This window comes from Dactylosporangium sp. NPDC051485 (assembly GCF_040682015.1).
Classification (GTDB): Bacteria; Actinomycetota; Actinomycetes; order Mycobacteriales; family Micromonosporaceae; genus Dactylosporangium.
On record NZ_JBFAZW010000093.1, the window covers coordinates 23,629 to 43,354 of the forward strand.

Genomic DNA, 19,726 nt, shown 5'->3' on the forward strand with positions numbered 1-19,726 from the left:
GAGCGAACTCTGCGCGGCGTGCACGGGGTCGTTAGCCTTCAGCTGTGACACAACCGGAGGACGAGCCGCCGACCCAGCGGCAGCCGGCTCCTGCGACGTGGATCGGCTCGGCCTCCGTGCCGTCCGACGGCTCCCGCCGGCGCCGCCAGTGGGAGGACACCCTCGACCTGCCGGTGCAGCCCCGCACGCTCGACCTCCCGGCGCGGGTGGAGTACGTCCCGGTCCCACCGCCCGGTCACGGCAAGCTGCCACCCGGCTACCGTCCCGGCCCCATCCCGCCGCCGTGGCAGTTCCAGAAGCGCAGGCGGCGCAGGTGGCCCTGGGTCCTGCTGATCATGTTCCTGCTGTGCGCGGGCTGCTGCGGCGGCTCCTACGCGTGGGCGCGGCCGTGGTGGGTGCAGTACCCGGCCTCGGTGAACGTCGACGCCGGCGTGGCCGGGCTGACCAAGGTCGACGACGCCGCCGCGAGGAAGACCGCCGAGCAGCTGCAGGCGTCGCTGACCTCGGGGCACCTCGACGAGTCCGGGTTCACGGTGGCGTACCAGGACACGACCGACGGCCGCGCGAAGATCCTCGTGTTCGGGGCCACCCGGTTCATCACCAACCCGGCCCGCGACCTCGACGCCAGCCTGCGCAAGCTCGGCACCAAGATCCAGGTGCAGCGCATCCGCGAGGTCGACCCGGGCCTGCTCGGCGGCGAGCAGCGCTGCGCCGCGTCCCGCCTCGACGGCCGCGCCGCCACCGTCTGCGGCTGGGCCGACCACGGGGTGATCGCGATCGCGGTCTTCGCCGGCAAGTCCGTCGAGGCCGCCTCCACCTCGATGCAGAGCATCCGCGCGGCGATCGTCACCCGCGGCTAGTCACTGACGTCCGCCTGCCACACCGAGGCTAGGTACCGCGGCCGGCGGGACCCTCACCGCCGCTGGGTGATCGCGTCGCGCGCGAAAATGGCTCCGGAGGACCGGGTGCTGGGAACACCCGATCCTCCGGAGCCGTGTTGGTGGAGGAAAGTCTCTGCTTACGGCAGCGTGGCCAGGTGCGGCTTGATCGTGTTGGCGAAGCCGTTGCCGTTCTTCACGTCCCAGTTGATCGACCAGGTCATCGCGCCGCGGATGCCCGGGTAGGTGTGCGGCGGCTTGAACGTGCCGCAGTTGGTGCCGACGGCCAGGCAGTCCAGCGCCTGGTTGACCAGCGCCGGGGAGACCACGCCGCCGCCCGCCGCGCCGGTGCCGGCCGGCAGGCCCAGGGCCACCTGGTCCGGGCGCAGCCCGTTCTCCAGCTGGATGCAGGCCAGGGCGGTCATGAAGTTGACCGTGCCCTGCGAGTACGCCTGCTGCTGGTCGCAGCCGAGCATGCTGCCGGAGTTGTAGTACTGCGTGTGGACGACCGTCAGGATGTCCTTGATGTTGAGCGCCAGCGCGAAGTAGCCGCTGCCGGTCGACTGCATGTCGATCGTCTGCGGCGCCACCGTGATGATCAGGTTCGCGCCGGCCTTGGACCGCAGCGAGCGCAGGGCCTGGCCCATGTACGTCGGGTTGAGCCCGTTCTCCAGGTCGATGTCGATGCCGTCGAAGCCGTAGTTCTGCATGATCGAGTACGCCGAGTTGGCGAAGTTCGTCGCCGAGTTGGCGTCCCCGACGCTCACCGTGCCGGTCTCGCCGCCGACGGAGAGGATGACCTTCTTGCCCCGCGAGTGCATCGTGGCGATGTCGGCCTTGAAGTCGGCGTCGCTGTAGCCGCCGAGCGTGTTGGACAGCCCGGAGTCGACACTGAAGGCCAGGCCGCCGGGGGTGCCGGTGGCGGTGGCGAAGGCGACCGCGATGAGGTCGTAGTTGGCCGGCGTGTCCCGCAGCCGCAGCGGCGTGGCCAGGTTGACGAAGTCCTGCCAGTAGCCGGTCAGGAAGTGCTTCGGCAGCCCGCCGCCCGGGTTGGTCGGCGACGTGCTCGGCGAGGCCGACGGCGACGACGAGGGCGACTTGGACGGGGACGCCGACGGCGAGGCCGACGCGGACTTCGACGGCGAGGCCGACGGGGTCGTCGGTTCGATCGTGGTCGGGTTGCCGCCCGGGCCGTTGAGCGAGAAGTCGTCGGCGGTGTAGGCGGGCTGGCCGTACCAGCCGTGCACGTAGACGGTGGCCGACGTCTGGGTCGCGCCGGTGGTGAACGCGACCGACAGGTTCGCGTAGGCGCCGCCGGTGCCGGGCGTCCACGTGCTGGCGTCGACCCCGCCGGTGACGCCGATGAAGACGTAGGAGCCGTTGACGAAGCCCGAGAAGGTGTACTTCGTGTTGGGCTGGACCGACACCGTCTGCGAGCACTGGGCGGTGGTGCTGCCGGGGGTCCCGGCGAGCTTGTAGGTGCCGGTGTGGGCGGACCCGGACGTGACCGAGGCGGACTCGCAGGTCCAGCCGGACGTCGTGCCGGTCTCGAAGCTCGGGTTGGCGATCAACTCGGCGGCCGACGCGGGCATGGCGAGCACGACCCCGGCGAGGGTCAGTGCTGCCGCGCCGGTCCCCGCGAGCAGGGTGATGTGGCGTGGACGCATGGAACGCTCCAGGTTGGACCGAACAGGGGGTGCGTGACACGTCGATGGGCGTCGACGTGCTCTCCACGAAACACGCGCCCGAATTTAATGTCAAGGTTTGTTTACTATTTCTTATGGCTCCCCCGAAAACAGGTTCCGGGAGCGCGCTACCATCTGTGGTACAGGCGTCGACCCGGCCATCACCGGCGAGCCTCCGGAAGAACGGCCGCTCAGGTGGCCCAGTAGAACCGGACGGGTACCGGCCCGTGACAGCCGGCCAACGAGCGGCCGCCGGGCGCACCACCACGGCGGCAAGCGGGGTGGTACCGCGGATCGGGCGACCGGTTCGTCCCCGCGTGGAGTCGAGACAACCGACCACGCGAGGAGATTGACCACCGATGGCCTACCCGATGCACCGCGCGGGCACCGGCGTCCCGGCGAGCCCGAGCCTCCCCGAAGTCGAGCGCGAGGTCCTGGACTACTGGTCCGGCGACGGGACGTTCCAGGCCTCGGTGGACCAGCGCCCGGCCGGCGAGAACGGCGCGAACGAGTTCGTGTTCTACGACGGGCCCCCGTTCGCCAACGGGCTGCCGCACTACGGTCACCTGCTGACCGGCTACGCCAAGGACGTCGTTCCGCGGTACAAGACCATGAAGGGCTTCCGCGTCGAGCGCCGCTTCGGCTGGGACTGCCACGGCATGCCCGCCGAGGTCGAGGCCGAGAAGCAGCTGGGCATCACGACCAAGGCGGAGATCCTCCAGCTCGGCGTCGACAAGTTCAACGCGGCCACCAAGGAGTCGGTGCTGCGCTACACCAGCGAGTGGGAGCGGTACGTCACCCGCCAGGCCCGCTGGGTCGACTTCACCAACGACTACAAGACGCTCGACCTGGACTACATGGAAAGCGTCATGTGGGCCTTCAAGACCCTCTACGACAAGGGCCTGGTCTACGAGGGCTTCCGGGTGCTGGCGTACTGCTGGCGCTGTGAGACCCCGCTGTCCAACACCGAGCTGCGCATGGACGACGACGTCTACCGCGACCGGCAGGACCCGGCCCTGACCGTGGCCTTCCAGCTGGAGACCGGCGAGAAGATCCTGGTCTGGACGACCACGCCGTGGACCCTGCCGTCCAACCTGGCCATCGCGGTCGGCCCCGAGATCGAGTACGCGGTGTTCGAGGAGGACGGGCAGCGCTTCATCCTGGCCGACTCGCGGGTCGCCGCCTACGAGAAGGAGCTGGCCGGCGCCGAGCGGGTCGGCTCGGTGGCCGGCGCCGAGCTGGTCGGGCGCCGCTACACGCCGCTGTTCGACTTCCTCGCCGACACCCCCAACGCCTTCCAGGTCATCGGGGCCGACTTCGTGACCACCGAGGACGGCACCGGCGTGGTGCACATGGCGCCCGCGTTCGGCGAGGACGACCAGAACGCCTGCGCGTCGGTGGACATCCCGACGGTGGTGACCGTCGACGAGCACACGCGGTTCACCTCGCTCGTGCCGCCGTACCAGGGGCTGCAGGTCTTCGAGGCCAACAAGCCGGTGATCCGCGACCTCAAGGCGGCCGGCGTGGTGGTGCGCCACGACTCGTACACCCACTCCTACCCGCACTGCTGGCGCTGCGACACCCCGCTGGTCTACAAGGCGGTGTCCTCCTGGTTCGTCCAGGTGACCGCCTTCCGTGACCGGATGGTGGAGCTCAACCAGCAGATCACCTGGACGCCGGAGCACATCAAGGACGGCTCCTTCGGCAAGTGGCTGGGCAACGCCCGCGACTGGTCGATCAGCCGGAACCGGTTCTGGGGCTCGCCGATCCCGGTGTGGAAGTCCGACGACCCGCAGTACCCCCGCATCGACACCTACGGCTCGCTCGACGAGCTCGAGCGCGACTTCGGCGTGCGCCCGACCGACCTGCACCGGCCCGAGATCGACAACCTGACCCGGCCCAACCCGGACGACCCGACCGGGCAGTCCGTCATGCGCCGGGTGCCGGAGGTGCTGGACTGCTGGTTCGAGTCCGGCTCGATGCCCTTCGCGCAGGTGCACTACCCGTTCGAGAACGCCGACTGGTTCGAGCACCACTACCCGGGCGACTTCATCGTGGAGTACATCGGGCAGACCCGCGGCTGGTTCTACACCATGCACGTGCTGGCCACCGCGCTGTTCGACCGCCCGGCGTTCAACAACTGCGTGAGCCACGGCATCCTGCTGGGCGAGGACGGCCGCAAGATGTCCAAGAGCCTGCGCAACTACCCGGACGTCTACCGGGTGTTCGACGAGTACGGCTCGGACGCCATGCGCTGGTTCCTGGTCTCCTCCCCGGTGCTGCGCGGCGGCGACATGCCGGTGACGGAGACCGGCATCCGCGACGCCGTGCGCCAGGTCCTGCTGCCGCTGTGGAACGTGTGGTACTTCTTCTCGCTGTACGCCAACGCCGACGGCTACACCGCGCGGCGGCGCACCGACAGCACCGACCTGCTGGACCGGTACGTGCTGGCCAAGACCGGCGAGCTGGTGTCCACCGTCGAGCGGCAGCTGGACGCCTACGACATCTCCGGCGCGTGCGGCACCGTGCGGGCCTACCTCGACGCGCTCACCAACTGGTACGTGCGCCGCTCGCGGGACCGCTTCTGGTCCGGCGACCACGACGCGTTCGACACCCTCTACACGGTGCTCTCCACGCTGGCCCAGGTGGTGGCCCCGCTCACGCCGCTGACCGCGGAGGAGATCTACCGCGGCCTGACCGGCGAGCGCTCGGTGCACCTGACCGACTGGCCGTCGGCGGAGCAGTTCCCGGCCGACCACGATCTGGTGGCCGACATGGACGCCGTGCGCGACGTGTGCTCGGCCGCGCTGTCCCTGCGCAAGGCCCGCGGCCTGCGGGTGCGCCTGCCGCTGCAGACGCTCACCGTGGCCACGCCGAACGCGGAGGCCCTGCGGCCCTTCGCGGCGCTCGTCGCCGACGAGGTGAACGTCAAGGCGGTCGAGTTCACCGGCGACGTGGCGGCCCACTGCACGCCGGTGCTGACGTTGGTACCGCGGGTGCTCGGCCCCCGGCTGGGCAAGGACGTGCAGCAGGTCATCAAGGCGGTGAAGGCCGGCGACTGGGGCCGCACCGGCGACACGGTGGTCGCGGGCGGGGTGGAGCTGCACGAGGGCGAGTACGACCTCAAGCTCGTGGCCGCCGACCCGACCCAGTCGGCGCCGCTGCCCGGCGGCGAGGGCGTGGTCGTGCTCGACAGCACGGTGACCCCGGAGCTGGCCGCCGAGGGCCTGGCCCGCGACCTGGTCCGGGTGATCCAGCAGGCCCGCCGCGACGCGGACCTCAACGTGTCGGACCGGATCGTGGTCGTGGTCGACGGCCCGTCCGCGGTCGCCGAGGCGCTGGGCGCCCACTCGGCCTTCGTGGCCGGCGAGACCCTGGCCAACTCGGTCGAGCTGGGCACCCTGGTCGACGGCTTCGGCGGCGAGGTTGGCGAGGGCGACCGGGTCAAGGTTTCGGTGACGCCCGTCTAGCGCCTCCGGTCGTGCTCCCCGGTGGGCATGACCACCACCATCGTGAGGACCGCCTCCACCGCGCCGGTGTTCCGGTAGCCGTGGGGGCGGTCCGCCGGGAAGTCGATGGTCTCGCCGGGCTTCGCGGCGTAGACCGCGGCGTCGACGGTGATCTCCAGCTCACCCCGGCGAATGTGGATGATCTCGCGGGTGCGCGGCGCGTGGTCGCCGGAGTCGTGCTCCTCCCCCGGCGCCATCCGCCAGTCCCAGACCTCGACGAACGCGGGATCGTTCACGCCGCGCAGCAGCCGCCCGGCCCCGCCCTTCGGCCCGCGCCACAGCACCGCCGGCTCGTCCGCCGCGACGATCTTCACCACCGGCTCGGGCTCGGCCTCCAGCAGCCGCCCGATGCTGACCCCGAACGACTCGGCCACCCGGCACAGCGTGCCGATGCTCGGGTTGGTGCGGGCCCCCTCGATCTGCACGAGCATGCCCTTGCTGACGCCCGAGCGGGCGGCCAGCTCGTCCAGCGACCACCGCCGCCCCTGGCGCAGGCCCTTCACCTGCCGCGCGATCGCGGCCTGCGCGTCCCGCTCCCGGTCGGTCAACATATTTTCCTTCACGGTCATTATTGTGATACGAGTATGGCGTGTTCGCCGCCGCCGACGATGTACTCGACCCGTGCCGCCCCGTGGGCCACGAGGCTACCGTCTTTCCGATCCTGGCCGACGGGCCACGCAACGGCCCCGGCGACCCGCCGCTGCCGCGCGAGGCGGCCGGCGACCTGAGCGCGCCACACCGGTTCGGCGCCAAGCCCCGGCGCAGCCTGCGCCCGGCTGGAGCGCTGCGCAAGCGGGCCGCCCGCGGCGACCTGCCGTCGGTCAACCGCCTGATCGACGCCCACAACGCGGTGCGCATCCGCTTCGCCGTCCCGATCGGCAGCGAGGACCGGCCTTCATGATCGGGATCGTTCTCGCAGCGCTGTCGGGGCTCGTGTGGGGGGTCGGCGACTTCGCCGGCGGAAAGGCGAGCCAGAAGGCCGACTCGCTGCTCGTCGTGGTGCTGTCGAAGGCCGCGAGCGTGCCGCTGCTGGCGCTGTACCTCGTCCTGCTCCCCGCACCCGTGCACCCCCGCACGCTGGCCTGGGGCGCCGCCGCCGGCGTGCTCGGCGCGCTCGGCATGTTCGTCTTCTACCGCGCCCTGGCCGGCGGGGCGATGGCGATCGTCGCCCCGGTCAGCGCCGTGACGGCCGCCCTGCTGCCGGTCGCCTTCGGCCTGGCCACCGGCGAGCGCCCGGGCGCCCTCGCGCTCACCGGCGCGGCCTGCGCGGTCGTGGCGATCGGCCTGGTCAGCGCGGCCGGCGGTGGTGCCGGGACCGGTTCCGCGGGCCGGGTCACCGGCCGGCTGGTCGGCCTCGCGCTGCTGTCCGGTGCCGCGTTCGGCCTGTTCTTCACGTGCCTGTCCCGGACCGGCGGACACGCCGGGCTGTGGCCGATCGCGGGCGCCCAGGCGGCCGCGATCGCCCTCGGCGCGCCGCTGCTCGTGCGGCGCCTGCGTGCGGGTGCCGCCCGCCCGGCCGGCCCCTCGGCCCGCTGGGTCGTGGTGGCCGGTGCGCTGGACATGAGCGCCAACGCGCTCTATCTGCTGGCCGTCGACCGCGGGGACCTCAGCATCATCGCGCCCATCGCCGCGCTCTATCCCGTTTCCACGGTGCTGCTGGCCATGCTCGTCGATCGGGAGCGCCTGCGCCTCGTGCAGCTGGCCGGCCTGGGCCTGGCCGCGGCCGCCCTGGTGCTTGTGGCATCGTAGGAGCCGTGGGTGGTGTTGCCCACCTTTGTGAACCTCTCTGGCCGCCCCAGCCGTGCGCGGCCGTTAGAGTGTGGCGGCAGTGTCCAGTTGAGCCGGTGGAGGGCATTTGTCCGCGCTCTATGCGGTCGGCAAGATGACGATCGCACCCATGCTCAAGATCCTGTGGCATCCGAAGATCACCGGCCTGGACAACGTCCCGAAGGATGGCCCGGCGATCCTCGCCAGCAACCACCAGTCCGTCCTCGACTCGGTGATGTTGGGGTCGGTGGCCCCCCGCAACGTGTACTTCCTGGCCAAGGACCAGTACTTCATCGGCCCGGGCCTCAAGGGCACCATGATGCGCCACATCATGTACGGCCTGAACCAGATCCCGGTGGACCGCTCCGGCGGCCGGGCCAGCCTCCTGGCGCTGGACGCCGCCCTGCCCGTGCTGCGCGCCGGGCACGTGCTGGGCATCTTCCCCGAGGGCACCCGCTCGACCGACGGCCGCCTCTACCGCGGCCGCCCCGGCGTGGCCAAGCTCGCCCTGGACGCGCCGGCCCCGATCATCCCCGTCGGCCTGATGGGCTTCGACCAGGTCATGCCGATCGGCACCTCGCTGCCCAGGCTGGGCCCGAAGGTCGAGGTCCGCTTCGGCGAGCCGCTGGACCTGAGCCAGTGGCAGGGCGGCGGCGAGGTCGACAGCCGGGCCCTGCGCGAGGTCACGCTGAAGCTCATGAACGCGATCCAGCAGCTTACGGGGCAGGAGTACGTGGGCCGCTACGCACCCAAGCGCCCCGACCAACTCGCCGAGCCCACCGAGTAGCGCTCTTTCGGCAGATCTCAGCGCGCCCCGTCGGCTGCCGTCAGAGGGTCAGCTCGGGGAACCACAGGCCGATCTCGCGCTTCGCGCTGTCCGGCGAGTCGGATGCGTGGACCAGGTTCTCTCGGTTGGACAGGGAGAGGTCACCGCGGATGCTGCCCGGGGCCGCCTTGCGGCCGTCGGTGGCGCCGATCAGGGTGCGGACCACCGTGATCGCCTCGTCGCCGGAGACGACCAGGGAGACCAGCTCGCCGCTGGTCATGAAGTCCCGCAGCGCCGGGTAGTACGGCCGCTCGACGTGCTCCGCGTAGTGCTGGTCGGCCAGCGCCACGTCCATCGTGCGCAGGGTCATCGCCGCGATGGTCAGGCCCTTGCGCTCCAGCCGGCCGATGATCTCGCCCACCAGGCCGCGGCGAACGGCGTCGGGCTTGATGAGAACGAGCGTGCGCTCGGACACGAGGATCCTCCAAGATTCACGGTACTGCCCGAAGCCTACCGAGCGTCACGACGCGCATCCCGCCAGGGTGCCTCAGACTTCCGTTTCGGGAATGATCGGGCATAGCCTGATGTCAGTCGTCTGGGGAGGTCGACTTGCCGTCCAGCAACCGCGCGTCTTCGTCTGACAGCCGGACTCTGGTCATACTGCTGCTGATCGTGATCGGCAGCTTCTTGGCCTTCTGCGGCCTGGGCATGACGAACAACCTGGTCATTGCGCTCGGCGTGATCGTCGCCGCCGCCGGGCCCGTCATGATCATGGTGCTGAACTCGCGGAACAAGGTCCGGCTGTACGTCCAGGGCACCGCCCAAGTCGAGGACGTCACGCCTCGGCCCACCTCGGAAGGCCGCACGGCCCGCGCCCGGCTCAAGCTGACCATCAAGGCGACCGGCATCCGGGGCGTCACGGTCACCGGCACCGACCCGGCCATCCCGCTGGAGAAGTGGCCCGAGCCGGGCGCCGTCCTGCCGGTGCGGGTGCTCAAGGGCGCCCCGCGCAAGTTCACCGTGCTCTGGGACCGCGTGCAGACCTACCAGGAGGTCATGGCCGAGGACCTGCACGAGTCACCCTTCGACGGGGCCGACGAGACCGGTTACTCCGCCGACGGCGACGACTACTACCGCCCGCCGGCCCAGGGCACCCGCGTCCCGCCGGACGACACCCCGACGCTGCCCAACCTTCCCCCGATCGACGACGGCCTCGACGAGCCCGTCGGCGCCCACTCGGCCGCCCGCACCGGGACCGCCGTGGCCGACGCCCCGGCGGAGCAGATCCCGCCCGCCGCGCGCCGCGCGACCCGCCCGCGGCCCCGGCCGAGGCACGCGGGCGCCGACCTGGCGCACCGCCCGGCCGGCCCCCTTGGCGCCACCTCGCTCGCCCCGCAGTCCGCCGACGCCTACGCCTTCACCGCAACCGAGCCCCAGCCCCAGCCTCACGAGGGCCCCGACACCCCGGAGGCCGCGGTCGTCCCGGAAGCGGAGGCTGTCGCGGAGACGGAGTCGGAGGCCTCCGCGGAGGCGCGGGCCATCCCGGAGACGGAGGCGGTCGCCGAGACGGAGTCAGAGGCCTCCGCGGAGGCGCGGGCCATCCCGGAGACGGAGGCGGTCGCCGAGACGGAGTCAGAGGCCTCCGCGGAGGCGCGGGCTATCACGGAGACAGAGGCTTCCGCCGAGGCGCAGGCCATCCCGGAAACGGAGGCCGGGGCCGCAGCGGAGACGGAGGCTATCGCCGAGGCGGAGGCCGTCCCGGAAGCGAAGGCCCAGTTCGTCCCGACGGCCGAGGAAGCCCCGGAGGTCGAGGAAGCCCCGAAGACCGAGACGACGGAGGCCGCGAGCCCAGCCGAAGCAGCGGCCGCGGACGAGCCCGTGGCCGATGTCGAGGTCGATGCCGATGAGCGCCCCGACCAGGCCGGCCAGACGATCATCGGCGAGGAGGACGAGCCGATCATCATGCGGCTGCGCTCCACCCCGAGGCCCGGCGGCGCCCACCGCCGCCCGAGCCCGTACCCGCGCCCGAGCGCCCACGACCGCGTCCGCCGCAGCCGCCCCGGCCACCCCCGCCCGACCACGGAACCGCCGGACGAACCACCGGCGAGCCTGCTCGAGCCCGCCGCCGAGCCGTACACCGATCCCGCCGCCGAGCCATATACCGAGCCCGCCGCCGAGCCGTATACCGAGCCCTACGACGAGCCCCGGGCGACCTACACCGCCGACTATGCCGAGCCACCGGCCGCGACCGCGGACCCGGAGGAGTACACGATCCCGGAGCCCGGCCCGGTCGTCATCTTCCCGGAGTCGAAGGACATCGAGCCCGCCCCGGTGCTGTTCTACCCGGACCGCGAGTCGGAGCAGCCTCCCGCGCGCCTCGGCCGCCCGGAGCACCCGGTCATCGAGGGCGAGCTGGCCGACGACGAGCCCGAACCGGACCCTGACCTCGATCTGTGGCCCGAACCGGAGCCGCGGGCCGAGATCGAGGAGCCGCCGCAGCCGCTCGGCTCGGCCTGGGGCGGCAACGGCCACGGCCCGGCCCCGGTCGGCGCCGGCCTCTACAGCGCCCCGCCGATCGTGCGCACCCCGCCGCCGGACCCGGCCGACGAGGACGACGAGCCGGCGGTGACCCCCGACCCGTACGCCACCGAGCACTACCTGCCGCCCGAGGACCAACTGGAGGAGCAGCCGCTGGCCGAGGGGGCGGTCGCGGAGTTCCTGGAGGCCACGGGCCCCCGCCGCCCGGCCATGCCGCTGGACGAGATCAACGGCGTGAGCATCACGCTCATCGTCTCCGACCTGCAGCGCTCCCGGCGCTTCTACCGCGACACGCTCGGCCTCACCGAGCTGGACAGCGGCGAGACGAGCGCGGTGCTGAAGACCGGCACGGCCCGCGTGGTGCTGCGCCGGGTCGCCGACATGCCGCCGGTCGACCGCCGGGTGGTCCACCTCAACCTCGACGTGCCGGACGTGTACGAGGCCTACGAGCGGCTGCGCGAGCAGGGCGTCGACTTCGTGCACCGGCCGAGGGTGGTGCCGCAGGGCGAGCAGCTCGAGCTGTGCTCGGCGACCTTCCGCGACCCCGACGGCCACGCCATCGCCCTGACCCGTTGGGAACTGCGCCGGTAGTCCCACGTCCAGCCGCGCCTTATGTACCGATCTGCCCCGAAAGATCGATTCTGCCCCGAAAGATCGATCTGCCTCAAAGCTTGCCATTAAACGGACACATCGCCCGCCGGGGTATAAATCCGATAAGTCGCGGCGCGCCAGCGCCCGACTTATCGCTCAACCTGGTCGGCTCGCTCTACCGGGTCAGCCGAGTACCGGCGCAGCGTCTCCGCGGCATCGGAGCGCATCAGCGCGCGCAGTTCCACCGGCTCCAGCACCTCCAGGTCGGGCCCGAAGCGGCCAAAGTCGATCCGCGCGTGCTCGAAGGACTCGATCGGCACGACCGCGCGCACCCAGCCGGGCTCGGACGGGTCGGGCGCGCCGGTCTCCCGCAGGGCCCGCGAGGCGACGGGGCCGAGCAGCCACCACAGGTCGACGGCGCGCGGGGCCAGCCGTACCGTCGCCGAACCCCCGCTGTAGAGGGTCTCCTGCAGCCGCTCGGACCACTCCAGCCAGTATCGCCGCAGGTCGAAGCCCTCCGGGCGCTCGAAGGCGGCGTCGAGCAGCTCCACCCCGTCGACGCGGGCGATCCGGTAGGCGTTGACCCGCGTCCGGCCGCGGGCCACGAGGTACCACGCGATGCCCTTGAGGACCAGGCCGAGCGGCTCCAGGGTGCGCTCGACCGGGGTCTGGTCCCACTTGCGGTACCGAATCCGGATCTTCTGCTCCTGCCAGACCGCCGTCGCGATGGCGTCGAGGTGCGGGGGCGCCTCCGGGTCGCGGAACCAGCCGGGCGCGTCCACGTGCACGCGCTCCTGGATGCGCCCGGCCGTCGTGCGCTGCTCCGCAGGTAGGGCGGCCAGCAGCTTCAGCCGCGCCGTCTCCAGCGTCGGGCCGAGGCCGAGGTCGCCCGCGGTGGCGCCGCTGCCGTCGAGCAGCAGCGCGGCCGCCTCGTCGGTGGTGAGGCCGGTGAGGCTGGTCCGGTAGCCGTCGAGCAGCTGGAAGCCGCCGGCCGGGCCGCGGTCGGCGTAGACGGGCACGCCCGCGGCCGACAGGGCCTCGATGTCGCGGTACACCGTGCGGACGGACACCTCGAGCTCGTCCGCGATCTGCTGCGCGGTGAGCCGGCCCCGGGTCTGCAACAGCAGCAGCGTCGACAGGAGCCGGCTCGCGCGCATCAGTCGGGCTTGTTCGCGTACACCGAGCGGCGCACGTACAGCGCGTACAGCCAGGCCGGGCCGAAGACCAGGCCGAGGGCGATCAGCGACCAGTGCAGGAACCCGCCGGCGAACAGCGCGACCTGCACCAGCAGCCCGCCGATCCACGCCCACGAGTGCTTGAGCAGCCCGCAGAGCAGGAAGCACACGACGGCGAGGACCCCGCACATCCAGATGGCGCCGGTGGCGTGACCGAGCTTCGCCAGCGGCAGCAGCGCCAGCAGCAGCACGACCCCCTCGACGACCAGGCCGGCCGCGCCGACGCCGCGCACGGCGGCGCCCGGGTTCTTCAGTCCCGCCGGCGCGCTCATCGCTTCAGCAGCCCGCGCGCGTCGGCGACGGTCACGACCGAGCCGGTGATGAGAATCCCGACGGTGCCGGGGACGGCGTTGTCGGACTCGGCGAGGGTGACGGCCGCGTCGATGGCGTCCGGCAGGTTCGGCACGACGTGCACCCGATCGGCCCCGAACAGCTCCTCGGCCAGCACCCCGAGCTGCGCCGCCGACATGGCCCGGGGCGAGCTGTTGCGGGTCACCACGATGCTCTCGGTGATCGGCTCCAGCAGCTCGAGCATGCCCTCGACGTCCTTGTCGGCGAGCGCCGCGACGACCGCGACGAGCCCGCTGAACGCGAACTCCTCGGTCAGCGCCCGCACGGTGGCCGCCATGCCGTGCGCGTTGTGCGCGGCGTCGAGCAGGATCGGCGGCGAGTTGCGGATCCGCTCCAGCCGGCCGGGCGAGGTGGCCCCGGCGAAGCCGTCGCGCACCGACTCCGGGTTGAGCGCCCGCCCGGCCCCGGCGCCCAGGAACGTCTCCACGGCGGCGAGCGCGACGGCCGCGTTCTGCGCCTGGTGTTCACCGTGCAAAGGCAGGAAGATTCCCTCGTACGTCCCGGAGAGCCCCTGCAGCGTCAGCACCTGCCCGCCGACGGCCAGGTCCCGGTGCACGACGCCGAAGTCGCGCCCCTCCCGGACCAGCGTCGCGCCCACCTCGGCGCAGCGCTCCAGGATCGGGCGCATCGCCTCCTCGGGCTGCAGCGCGCAGATCAGCGTCGAGCCCTTGTGCACGATGCCGGCCTTGGCCCAGGCGATCTCCTCGATCGTGTCGCCCAGCCACTCGGTGTGGTCGAGCCCGACCGGCGTGATGACCGTGGTGTGGGCCTGCAGCACGTTCGTCGAGTCGTCCGCGCCGCCGAGGCCGACCTCGACCACGGCCACGTCGACGGGCGCGTCGGCGAACGCGGCGAAGGCCATCGCGGTGGTCATGTCGAAGTACGTCAGCGGCGCGTCGCTGCGCGCGTCGAGGAACTCGGCCAGCGGCGCGACCTCCTCGTACACCTCGACGAACTTCTCCTCGCTGATCGGCTCGCCCTCGATGCTGATCCGCTCGGTGATGCTCTGCAGGTGCGGGCTGGTGTACCGCCCGGTGCGCAGCCCGTGCGCCCGCAGCAGTGAGTCGATCATCCGGGCCGTGGACGTCTTGCCGTTGGTGCCGGTGAGGTGGATCGACGGGTACGCCCGCTGGGGGCTGCCGAGCGTGTCGAGCAGCCCCTCGACGCGGCTCAGGTCGAACACCATGCGGGTGAACCCGCGGGCGTTCAGCTCCTGGTCGATCTCACTGAAAGAACGGGTCATGCCGCCTCCTCGCTGCGCTCGCCGGCGGCACGACCTGAGGGCTGAGCTGCCCGGTGCTCCGGACCGGTCACTGCAACGCTTCCAGCTGCGCCGCGATGCGGGTCAGGTCGGCCTCGGCCGCCTCGAGCCGCTGGCGGATCTTCGCCACCACCGGCTCGGGCGCCTTGTCGGTGAAGGCCGGGTTGCCGAGCTTGGCCCGGCACTGCTCGGCCTCCTTCTCCGCCGCGACCTTGTCCTTGGTGAGCCGGGCCCGCTCGGCGGCGACGTCGATCGCCCCGCGGGTGTCCAGCTCGACGGTGACCCCGACGCCGACGGCCAGCTTCGCCGTCGCCGCGAACTCGGTGCCGTCCGGACCCTGCCGGGGCGCGTCGAGGCGGGCCAGCGAGCGGATGAGCCCCTCGTGCGCGGCCAGCCCGGCGGCGTCGAGCCCCTCGAGCCGGGCCACCACCCGCTGGGCCGGCTTCACGCCCTGGTCGGCGCGGAACCGCCGGACCTCGGTGACGACCCGCTGCAGGTTGTCCACCTCGCCCTCGGCGGCGTCGTCGACGAGCTCCTTGTCGGCGCTCGGCCACTCGGCCCGCACGACGGTCGGCCGGCCGGTGAGCGTCGTCCACAGCTCCTCGGTGACGAACGGCATGATCGGGTGCAGCAGCCGCTGCAGGCTCTCCAGCACGTGGCCGAGCACCCGCCGGGTGACCGCCTTGGCCGCCTCGTCGTCGCCGGTGAGGACCGGCTTGGTCAGCTCCAGGTACCAGTCGCAGACGTCGTCCCACGCGAAGTGGTAGAGCGTGTCGCACACCTTGGCCAGCTCGAACGCCTCGAACTGCTGGTCCACCTCGCCGATGACGTGCTGCAGGCGGGACAGGATCCAGCGGTCGACGGTGCTCAGGCCCTCGGTCGGCAGCTCACCCTCGACGGTGGCGCCGTTGGACAGCCCGTAGCGGGTGGCGTTCCACAACTTGTTGGCGAAGTTGCGCGCGCCCTGGACCCACTCCTCGCTCACCGGCACATCGGCGCCCGGGTTGGCCCCGCGCAGCAGCGTGAAGCGGGTCGCGTCGGCGCCGAAGCGCTCGATCCAGTCCAGCGGGTCGACGACGTTGCCGAACGACTTCGACATCTTCTTGCCGTACTGGTCGCGGACCATGCCGTGCAGCATGACCACGTCGAAGGGCTGCCGCCCGCCCATCGCGTAGAGGCCGAACATCATCATCCGGGCAACCCAGAAGAACAGGATGTCGTACCCCGTGACGAGCACACTCGTCGGATAGAACTTGGCGAGCTCGGCCGTCTCGTCGGGCCAGCCGAGCGTGGAGAAGGGCCACAGCGCCGAGCTGAACCAGGTGTCCAGCACGTCGGAGTCCTGCACCCAGCCCTCGCCGGTGGGGACCTCGTCGTCCGGGCCGACGCACACGAGCTCGCCGTTCGGCCCGTACCAGACCGGGATCCGGTGGCCCCACCACAGCTGCCGCGAGATGCACCAGTCGTGCATGTTGTCGACCCAGGCGAAGTACCGCTTCGTGAGCTCCGGCGGCTCGACCCGCACCCGCCCGTCGCGCACCGCGTCGCCGGCCGCCCGGGCCAGCGGCTCGGTCCGCACGAACCACTGCAGGGACAGCCGCGGCTCCACCGTCGTGTTGCACCGCTGGCAGTGGCCGACGGCGTGCACATACGGCCGCTTCTCGGCCACGATCCGCCCCTCGGCCCGCAGCGCGGCCACGACGGCCGGCCGGGCCTCGAAGCGGTCCAGCCCCAGGAACGGCCCGTGCGTGGTGATCACGCCGCGCTCGTCCATGATGGTCAGGCTCGGCAGGTCGTGGCGCTGCCCGATCTCAAAGTCGTTCGGGTCGTGCGCCGGGGTCACCTTGACCGCGCCGGTGCCGAACGCCGGGTCGACGTGCGGGTCGGCCACGATCGGGATCCGCCGCCCGGTGAGGGGCAGCTCGACCTCGGTGCCGACCAGGTGCTTGTAGCGCTCGTCGTCGGGGTGCACGGCCACCGCGGTGTCGCCGAGCATCGTCTCGGCCCGCGTGGTGGCCACCACGATCGCGTTGTCGCCGTCGCCGTAGCGGATGGAGACGAGCTCGCCATCGTCGTCGGAGTGCTCGACCTCGATGTCGGACAGCGCCGTCAGGCAGCGCGGGCACCAGTTGATGATCCGCTCGGCCCGGTAGATGAGCCCGTCGTCGAACAGCCGCTTGAAGATGGTCAGCACGGCCCGGGACAGGCCCTCGTCCATGGTGAACCGCTCGCGGCTCCAGTCCACCGAGTCCCCGAGCCGGGTCATCTGCCCCAGGATCTTGCCGCCGGACTCGGCCTTCCACTGCCAGACCTTCTCGACGAACGCCTCACGCCCGAGGTCGTGCCGCGACACGCCGTCGCTGGCCAGCTGCCGCTCGACGACGTTCTGCGTGGCGATGCCGGCGTGGTCCATGCCGGGCAGCCAGAGCGTCTCGTACCCCTGCATGCGCTTGCGCCGCGTCAGCGCGTCCTGCACCGAGTGGTCGAGCGCGTGCCCGATGTGCAGCGACCCGGTGACGTTCGGCGGCGGCAATACGATCGTGAACGGCGGCTTGTCGCTGGACGCGTCCGCCTTGAACAGACCGTCGGCTACCCATTGCTCGTACCGCCGCTGCTCGACCTCGCCGGGGGCATATTGAGCCGAGAGCGCCGGGGCTGCCTGCGCCGCGCGTGGAGTATCCGTCACACGCAAAGTCTAGAACTGTCGCGCAGGGGGTCTACGCTCGCCTTTGCCCCTTGACTCAGGAGATTGATCGACGGTGACCTACCCGCCGCAAAACCCGGACGACGAGCCGCGCTCGGAGCCGTTCCGACCCGTGTCGTACGACCTGGCTCCAGAGTTCGGCACGCCCCCGCCGGTCAACAATCCGGGCCCCTACGGCCCGCCGCCGGCCACCCAGCCCGCGCCCGGCTACCCGGTCTCGGGCCAGCCCGGCGGCGGCTACCCGGCCGCGGGCCAGCGCGGCGCTGGCTACCCGGCCGCAGCCCAGCCCGGCGTCGGCTATCCGACCTCGGCCCCGCCCAGCGGCTACCCCGTCTCGGCCCAGCCCGGCTATCCGGTGTCGGCGCAGCCCGCCTCCCCCGCGATGGGGCAGCCCGGCTATCCGCCGCCCCAACCCACCTTCGCGCCGCCCCCGCCGCCGGCGAAGAAGGGCAAGGGCCTGAAGATCACGCTGGCCGTGGTCGGCGCCGTGCTCCTGGTCTGTGCCGTGGTCGCCTGCGTCTACTTCTACCCCTTCATCAAGGAGGGCAACGCCCACGTCGCCGCGCCCCCGACCCTGCCCGGCGACCTGACCAAGGAGACCGGCGACTCCGCCACCACCCTGTCCGACAGCGCCGAGTCCTCGCTGCGTAGCGACGTCAAGGGCCTGGAAGAGGTCGCCACCGGCGTGTACACCGCCGGCGGCAACACCGACCAGCTGGTCGTCGTGGTCGCCGCGACCGGCACGTTCCTGTCCCCGGGCTCCGAGGTCGACAACGCCTTCAAGGGCTTCGGCAACTCCGCCAGCAAGACGTCGGTCGGCACGGCCACCTCCTACCCCGCCGGCGAGCTGGGCGGCACCGTGAAGTGCGCCGACGGCAAGGCCAGCACCGAGGCCGGCGCCAAGTTCGCGCTGTGCGCATGGGCCGACCACGGCAGCATCGGCATGGTGGTCTTCTTCGGCCGCTCCGCCGCCGACGCCGCCCCGCTCTTCGTCCAGATCCGCGAGGCCGTCCAGACCCGCTCCTGATCCACCCCGCTCGCCCGAACCGTCCCTCGCCTCGGGACCCACCCCGCTCGCCTGAACCGTCGCCCGGCTCGGGCCCGCACCTGCTCCGCCACGTTCAACTCTGTTCCGCCAGGTCTAACTCCGCTCCGGGCTACCGGCTGGCGCCTCCACCATGGCATCTCGTCGAGGAGGCGCCGGCCAGCCGCTCGATCCGGGTCCGGCCCGGCCCGTGCCACCCGGCCGTTGCCCGCGTCCCGGCCCCTCGATTGCCGGAGCTCTCCGCGCCATACGCCGGAGGACCCAGCTGAGCTGCGGCGATCTGCCCTCCGCCGACTGTCCGGCGACCGCCCAGGGTCGCTTGCTACAGTGCGCCGATGGTCGACCCCGACGGCGGTCCCGCCGGCCTGTACACCTACGACGAGGACGAGCCCGAGGAGGCCCCCGCCCCTCGCATCCGTCTCAAGCGCGTCGCCATCATCTCCGGCTCGATCGCGGCCGCGGCGCTGCTCATCTCCGGCGTCATCTACGGCCCCACGGTCTTCCGCGTCCTGGGGCAGAGCGACACCGAGATCAAGTCCCCGGCCAAGGTCGGCAACTTCACGCTGGACACCAGCGCCGGCGCGAAGGACACCGCCGAGTACATCCGCGACGCCATCGCCACCAAGGTCAACCTCGACACCAGCTACGGCCTGATCTACCACGACGGCAAGTCCGACGCGATCCTGGTCGCCGGCACGGCCCGCATCTGGAAGCCCGCCGACGCCCTGAAGTCCGCCTTCGACGTGGTGACCGACGACAGCGGCGGCGTCCGCGACGTGCACGACGTCGACGCCGACTCCCTCGGCGGCACGGTCCGCTGCGGCGCGACCAAGGTCGACGACGCGGACCTGTCCGTCTGCGGCTGGGCCGACAACGGCTCGCTGGGCGTGGCCCTGTTCTCGTCCCGCTCGGTCGCCGACTCCGCGAAGTCCATCCTGGACCTGCGCTCCGCCGTGGAACACCGCTCCTGATCGACCCGAACCCGAACAAGCGGCCGCCCCCAACCGGGACCCGGCCGCTTCTTCTTATAGCCGGTCTACCCAATCCTGTGGACCCCGACGCCGTCGAGCAGGAGCCCCCGCCCCGTCTCGCCCGCCTTCTGACGTTGCCTATCCGCCCGCGCGGGCCCGCGATTCGCCCCGCACCCCCGTATCGCCGGGCTTCGACGCTGCTGCTCGCGCCTGGACACAAACTTCGCCCGACAAACAGCAAAGCGGCCGCCCACGCCGGGGCGGCCGCTCTGTTTTCAGGTCCCGGAAAACGCATCAGGGGCCCCCATAAATTGGGGGCCCCTGGCGAAGGTTTGTCCGGCGGCGTCCTACTCTCCCACACTCTCTCGGGTGCAGTACCATCGGCGCTGGAGGGCTTAGCTTCCGGGTTCGGAATGGGACCGGGC

General features: G+C 71.8%; 15 protein-coding genes and 1 rRNA gene. 8 read left to right on the forward strand and 8 right to left on the reverse strand.

What is annotated here, in order from left to right; translation table 11 throughout:
- Positions 1-44 precede the first annotated feature (44 nt).
- Positions 45-860, forward strand: coding sequence for a hypothetical protein (locus tag AB0M46_RS38390; RefSeq protein ID WP_363344491.1), 816 nt, complete (start codon positions 45-47; stop codon positions 858-860).
- 158 nt (positions 861-1,018) lie between these two features.
- Here the strand turns inward: AB0M46_RS38390 and AB0M46_RS38395 are convergent, their stop codons facing one another.
- Positions 1,019-2,545 (reverse strand): glycosyl hydrolase family 18 protein, encoded by a 1,527-nt coding sequence (locus tag AB0M46_RS38395; protein ID WP_363344493.1) that lies wholly within the window; start codon positions 2,543-2,545, stop codon positions 1,019-1,021.
- A 377-nt stretch (positions 2,546-2,922) separates the two neighbouring features.
- On the opposite strand from AB0M46_RS38395, the gene ileS reads away from it, so the two are divergent.
- The gene (gene ileS, locus AB0M46_RS38400; protein ID WP_363344495.1) at positions 2,923-6,033 is read left to right on the forward strand and encodes an isoleucine--tRNA ligase; all 3,111 of its coding nucleotides are present in this window, start codon (positions 2,923-2,925) and stop codon (positions 6,031-6,033) included.
- Here the strand turns inward: ileS and AB0M46_RS38405 are convergent.
- Positions 6,030-6,635 (reverse strand): XRE family transcriptional regulator, encoded by a 606-nt coding sequence (locus AB0M46_RS38405; RefSeq protein WP_363344497.1) that lies wholly within the window; start codon positions 6,633-6,635, stop codon positions 6,030-6,032. The genes ileS and AB0M46_RS38405 overlap by 4 nt on opposite strands.
- Positions 6,636-6,661: 26 nt before the next feature.
- On the opposite strand from AB0M46_RS38405, the gene AB0M46_RS38410 reads away from it, so the two are divergent.
- From AB0M46_RS38410 to AB0M46_RS38420, 3 genes are all read left to right on the forward strand, one after another.
- Positions 6,662-6,973 (forward strand): hypothetical protein, encoded by a 312-nt coding sequence (locus tag AB0M46_RS38410; RefSeq protein WP_363344499.1) that lies wholly within the window; start codon positions 6,662-6,664, stop codon positions 6,971-6,973.
- Entirely contained in the window at positions 6,970-7,821 is an 852-nt protein-coding gene (locus AB0M46_RS38415) for a DMT family transporter (protein WP_363344501.1), read from the forward strand. The genes AB0M46_RS38410 and AB0M46_RS38415 overlap by 4 nt, the downstream gene beginning before the upstream one ends.
- Positions 7,822-7,927: 106 nt before the next feature.
- Entirely contained in the window at positions 7,928-8,626 is a 699-nt protein-coding gene (locus tag AB0M46_RS38420; RefSeq protein WP_363344503.1) for a lysophospholipid acyltransferase family protein, read from the forward strand.
- A gap of 40 nt (positions 8,627-8,666) precedes the next feature.
- Here AB0M46_RS38420 and ndk read toward each other — a convergent pair whose 3' ends face one another.
- On the reverse strand, positions 8,667-9,080 hold the full coding sequence (gene ndk / locus AB0M46_RS38425; protein ID WP_363344505.1) for a nucleoside-diphosphate kinase: 414 nt from the start codon (positions 9,078-9,080) through the stop codon (positions 8,667-8,669).
- Between the two features lie 197 nt (positions 9,081-9,277).
- On the opposite strand from ndk, the gene AB0M46_RS38430 reads away from it, so the two are divergent.
- Positions 9,278-11,734: a VOC family protein gene (locus AB0M46_RS38430; RefSeq protein ID WP_363344507.1), complete on the forward strand. Its 2,457-nt coding sequence runs from the start codon at positions 9,278-9,280 to the stop codon at positions 11,732-11,734.
- A gap of 149 nt (positions 11,735-11,883) precedes the next feature.
- Here AB0M46_RS38430 and AB0M46_RS38435 read toward each other — a convergent pair whose 3' ends face one another.
- The 4 genes from AB0M46_RS38435 to AB0M46_RS38450 form a co-directional block, all read right to left on the reverse strand.
- Entirely contained in the window at positions 11,884-12,891 is a 1,008-nt protein-coding gene (locus AB0M46_RS38435) for a YafY family protein (protein WP_363344509.1), read from the reverse strand.
- On the reverse strand, positions 12,891-13,241 hold the full coding sequence (locus tag AB0M46_RS38440; protein WP_363344511.1) for a DUF4233 domain-containing protein: 351 nt from the start codon (positions 13,239-13,241) through the stop codon (positions 12,891-12,893). Before AB0M46_RS38440 ends, AB0M46_RS38435 begins: the two co-directional genes overlap by 1 nt.
- Positions 13,238-14,563 (reverse strand): folylpolyglutamate synthase/dihydrofolate synthase family protein, encoded by a 1,326-nt coding sequence (locus AB0M46_RS38445; RefSeq protein ID WP_363344513.1) that lies wholly within the window; start codon positions 14,561-14,563, stop codon positions 13,238-13,240. Before AB0M46_RS38445 ends, AB0M46_RS38440 begins: the two co-directional genes overlap by 4 nt.
- Before the next feature lie 67 nt (positions 14,564-14,630).
- Entirely contained in the window at positions 14,631-17,267 is a 2,637-nt protein-coding gene (locus tag AB0M46_RS38450) for a valine--tRNA ligase (RefSeq protein WP_363344515.1), read from the reverse strand.
- Between the two features lie 73 nt (positions 17,268-17,340).
- Here AB0M46_RS38450 and AB0M46_RS38455 point away from each other — a divergent pair, with 73 nt between their 5' ends.
- Positions 17,341-18,312, forward strand: a complete 972-nt coding sequence (locus AB0M46_RS38455; protein ID WP_363344517.1) for a hypothetical protein — start codon at positions 17,341-17,343, stop codon at positions 18,310-18,312.
- Positions 18,313-18,665: 353 nt separating this feature from the next.
- A complete protein-coding gene (locus AB0M46_RS38460) occupies positions 18,666-19,301 on the forward strand; it encodes a hypothetical protein (protein ID WP_363344519.1) in 636 nt (211 codons plus the stop codon).
- A 334-nt stretch (positions 19,302-19,635) separates the two neighbouring features.
- On the opposite strand, the gene rrf is transcribed toward AB0M46_RS38460, so the two are convergent.
- A 5S ribosomal RNA gene (gene rrf, locus AB0M46_RS38465) occupies positions 19,636-19,726 on the reverse strand; the annotation flags it as partial.

Bases quoted from the DNA above. Each gene is read 5' to 3' on its own strand.
- AB0M46_RS38460 (WP_363344519.1), top strand. From the start codon at position 18,666: ATGGTCGACCCCGACGGCGGTCCCGCCGGCCTGTACACCTACGACGAG.
- AB0M46_RS38395 (WP_363344493.1), bottom strand. From the start codon at position 2,545: ATGCGTCCACGCCACATCACCCTGCTCGCGGGGACCGGCGCGGCAGCA.
- AB0M46_RS38440 (WP_363344511.1), bottom strand. From the start codon at position 13,241: ATGAGCGCGCCGGCGGGACTGAAGAACCCGGGCGCCGCCGTGCGCGGC.
- AB0M46_RS38435 (WP_363344509.1), bottom strand. From the start codon at position 12,891: ATGCGCGCGAGCCGGCTCCTGTCGACGCTGCTGCTGTTGCAGACCCGG.
- AB0M46_RS38445 (WP_363344513.1), bottom strand. From the start codon at position 14,563: ATGACCCGTTCTTTCAGTGAGATCGACCAGGAGCTGAACGCCCGCGGG.
- AB0M46_RS38415 (WP_363344501.1), top strand. From the start codon at position 6,970: ATGATCGGGATCGTTCTCGCAGCGCTGTCGGGGCTCGTGTGGGGGGTC.
- ileS (WP_363344495.1), top strand. From the start codon at position 2,923: ATGGCCTACCCGATGCACCGCGCGGGCACCGGCGTCCCGGCGAGCCCG.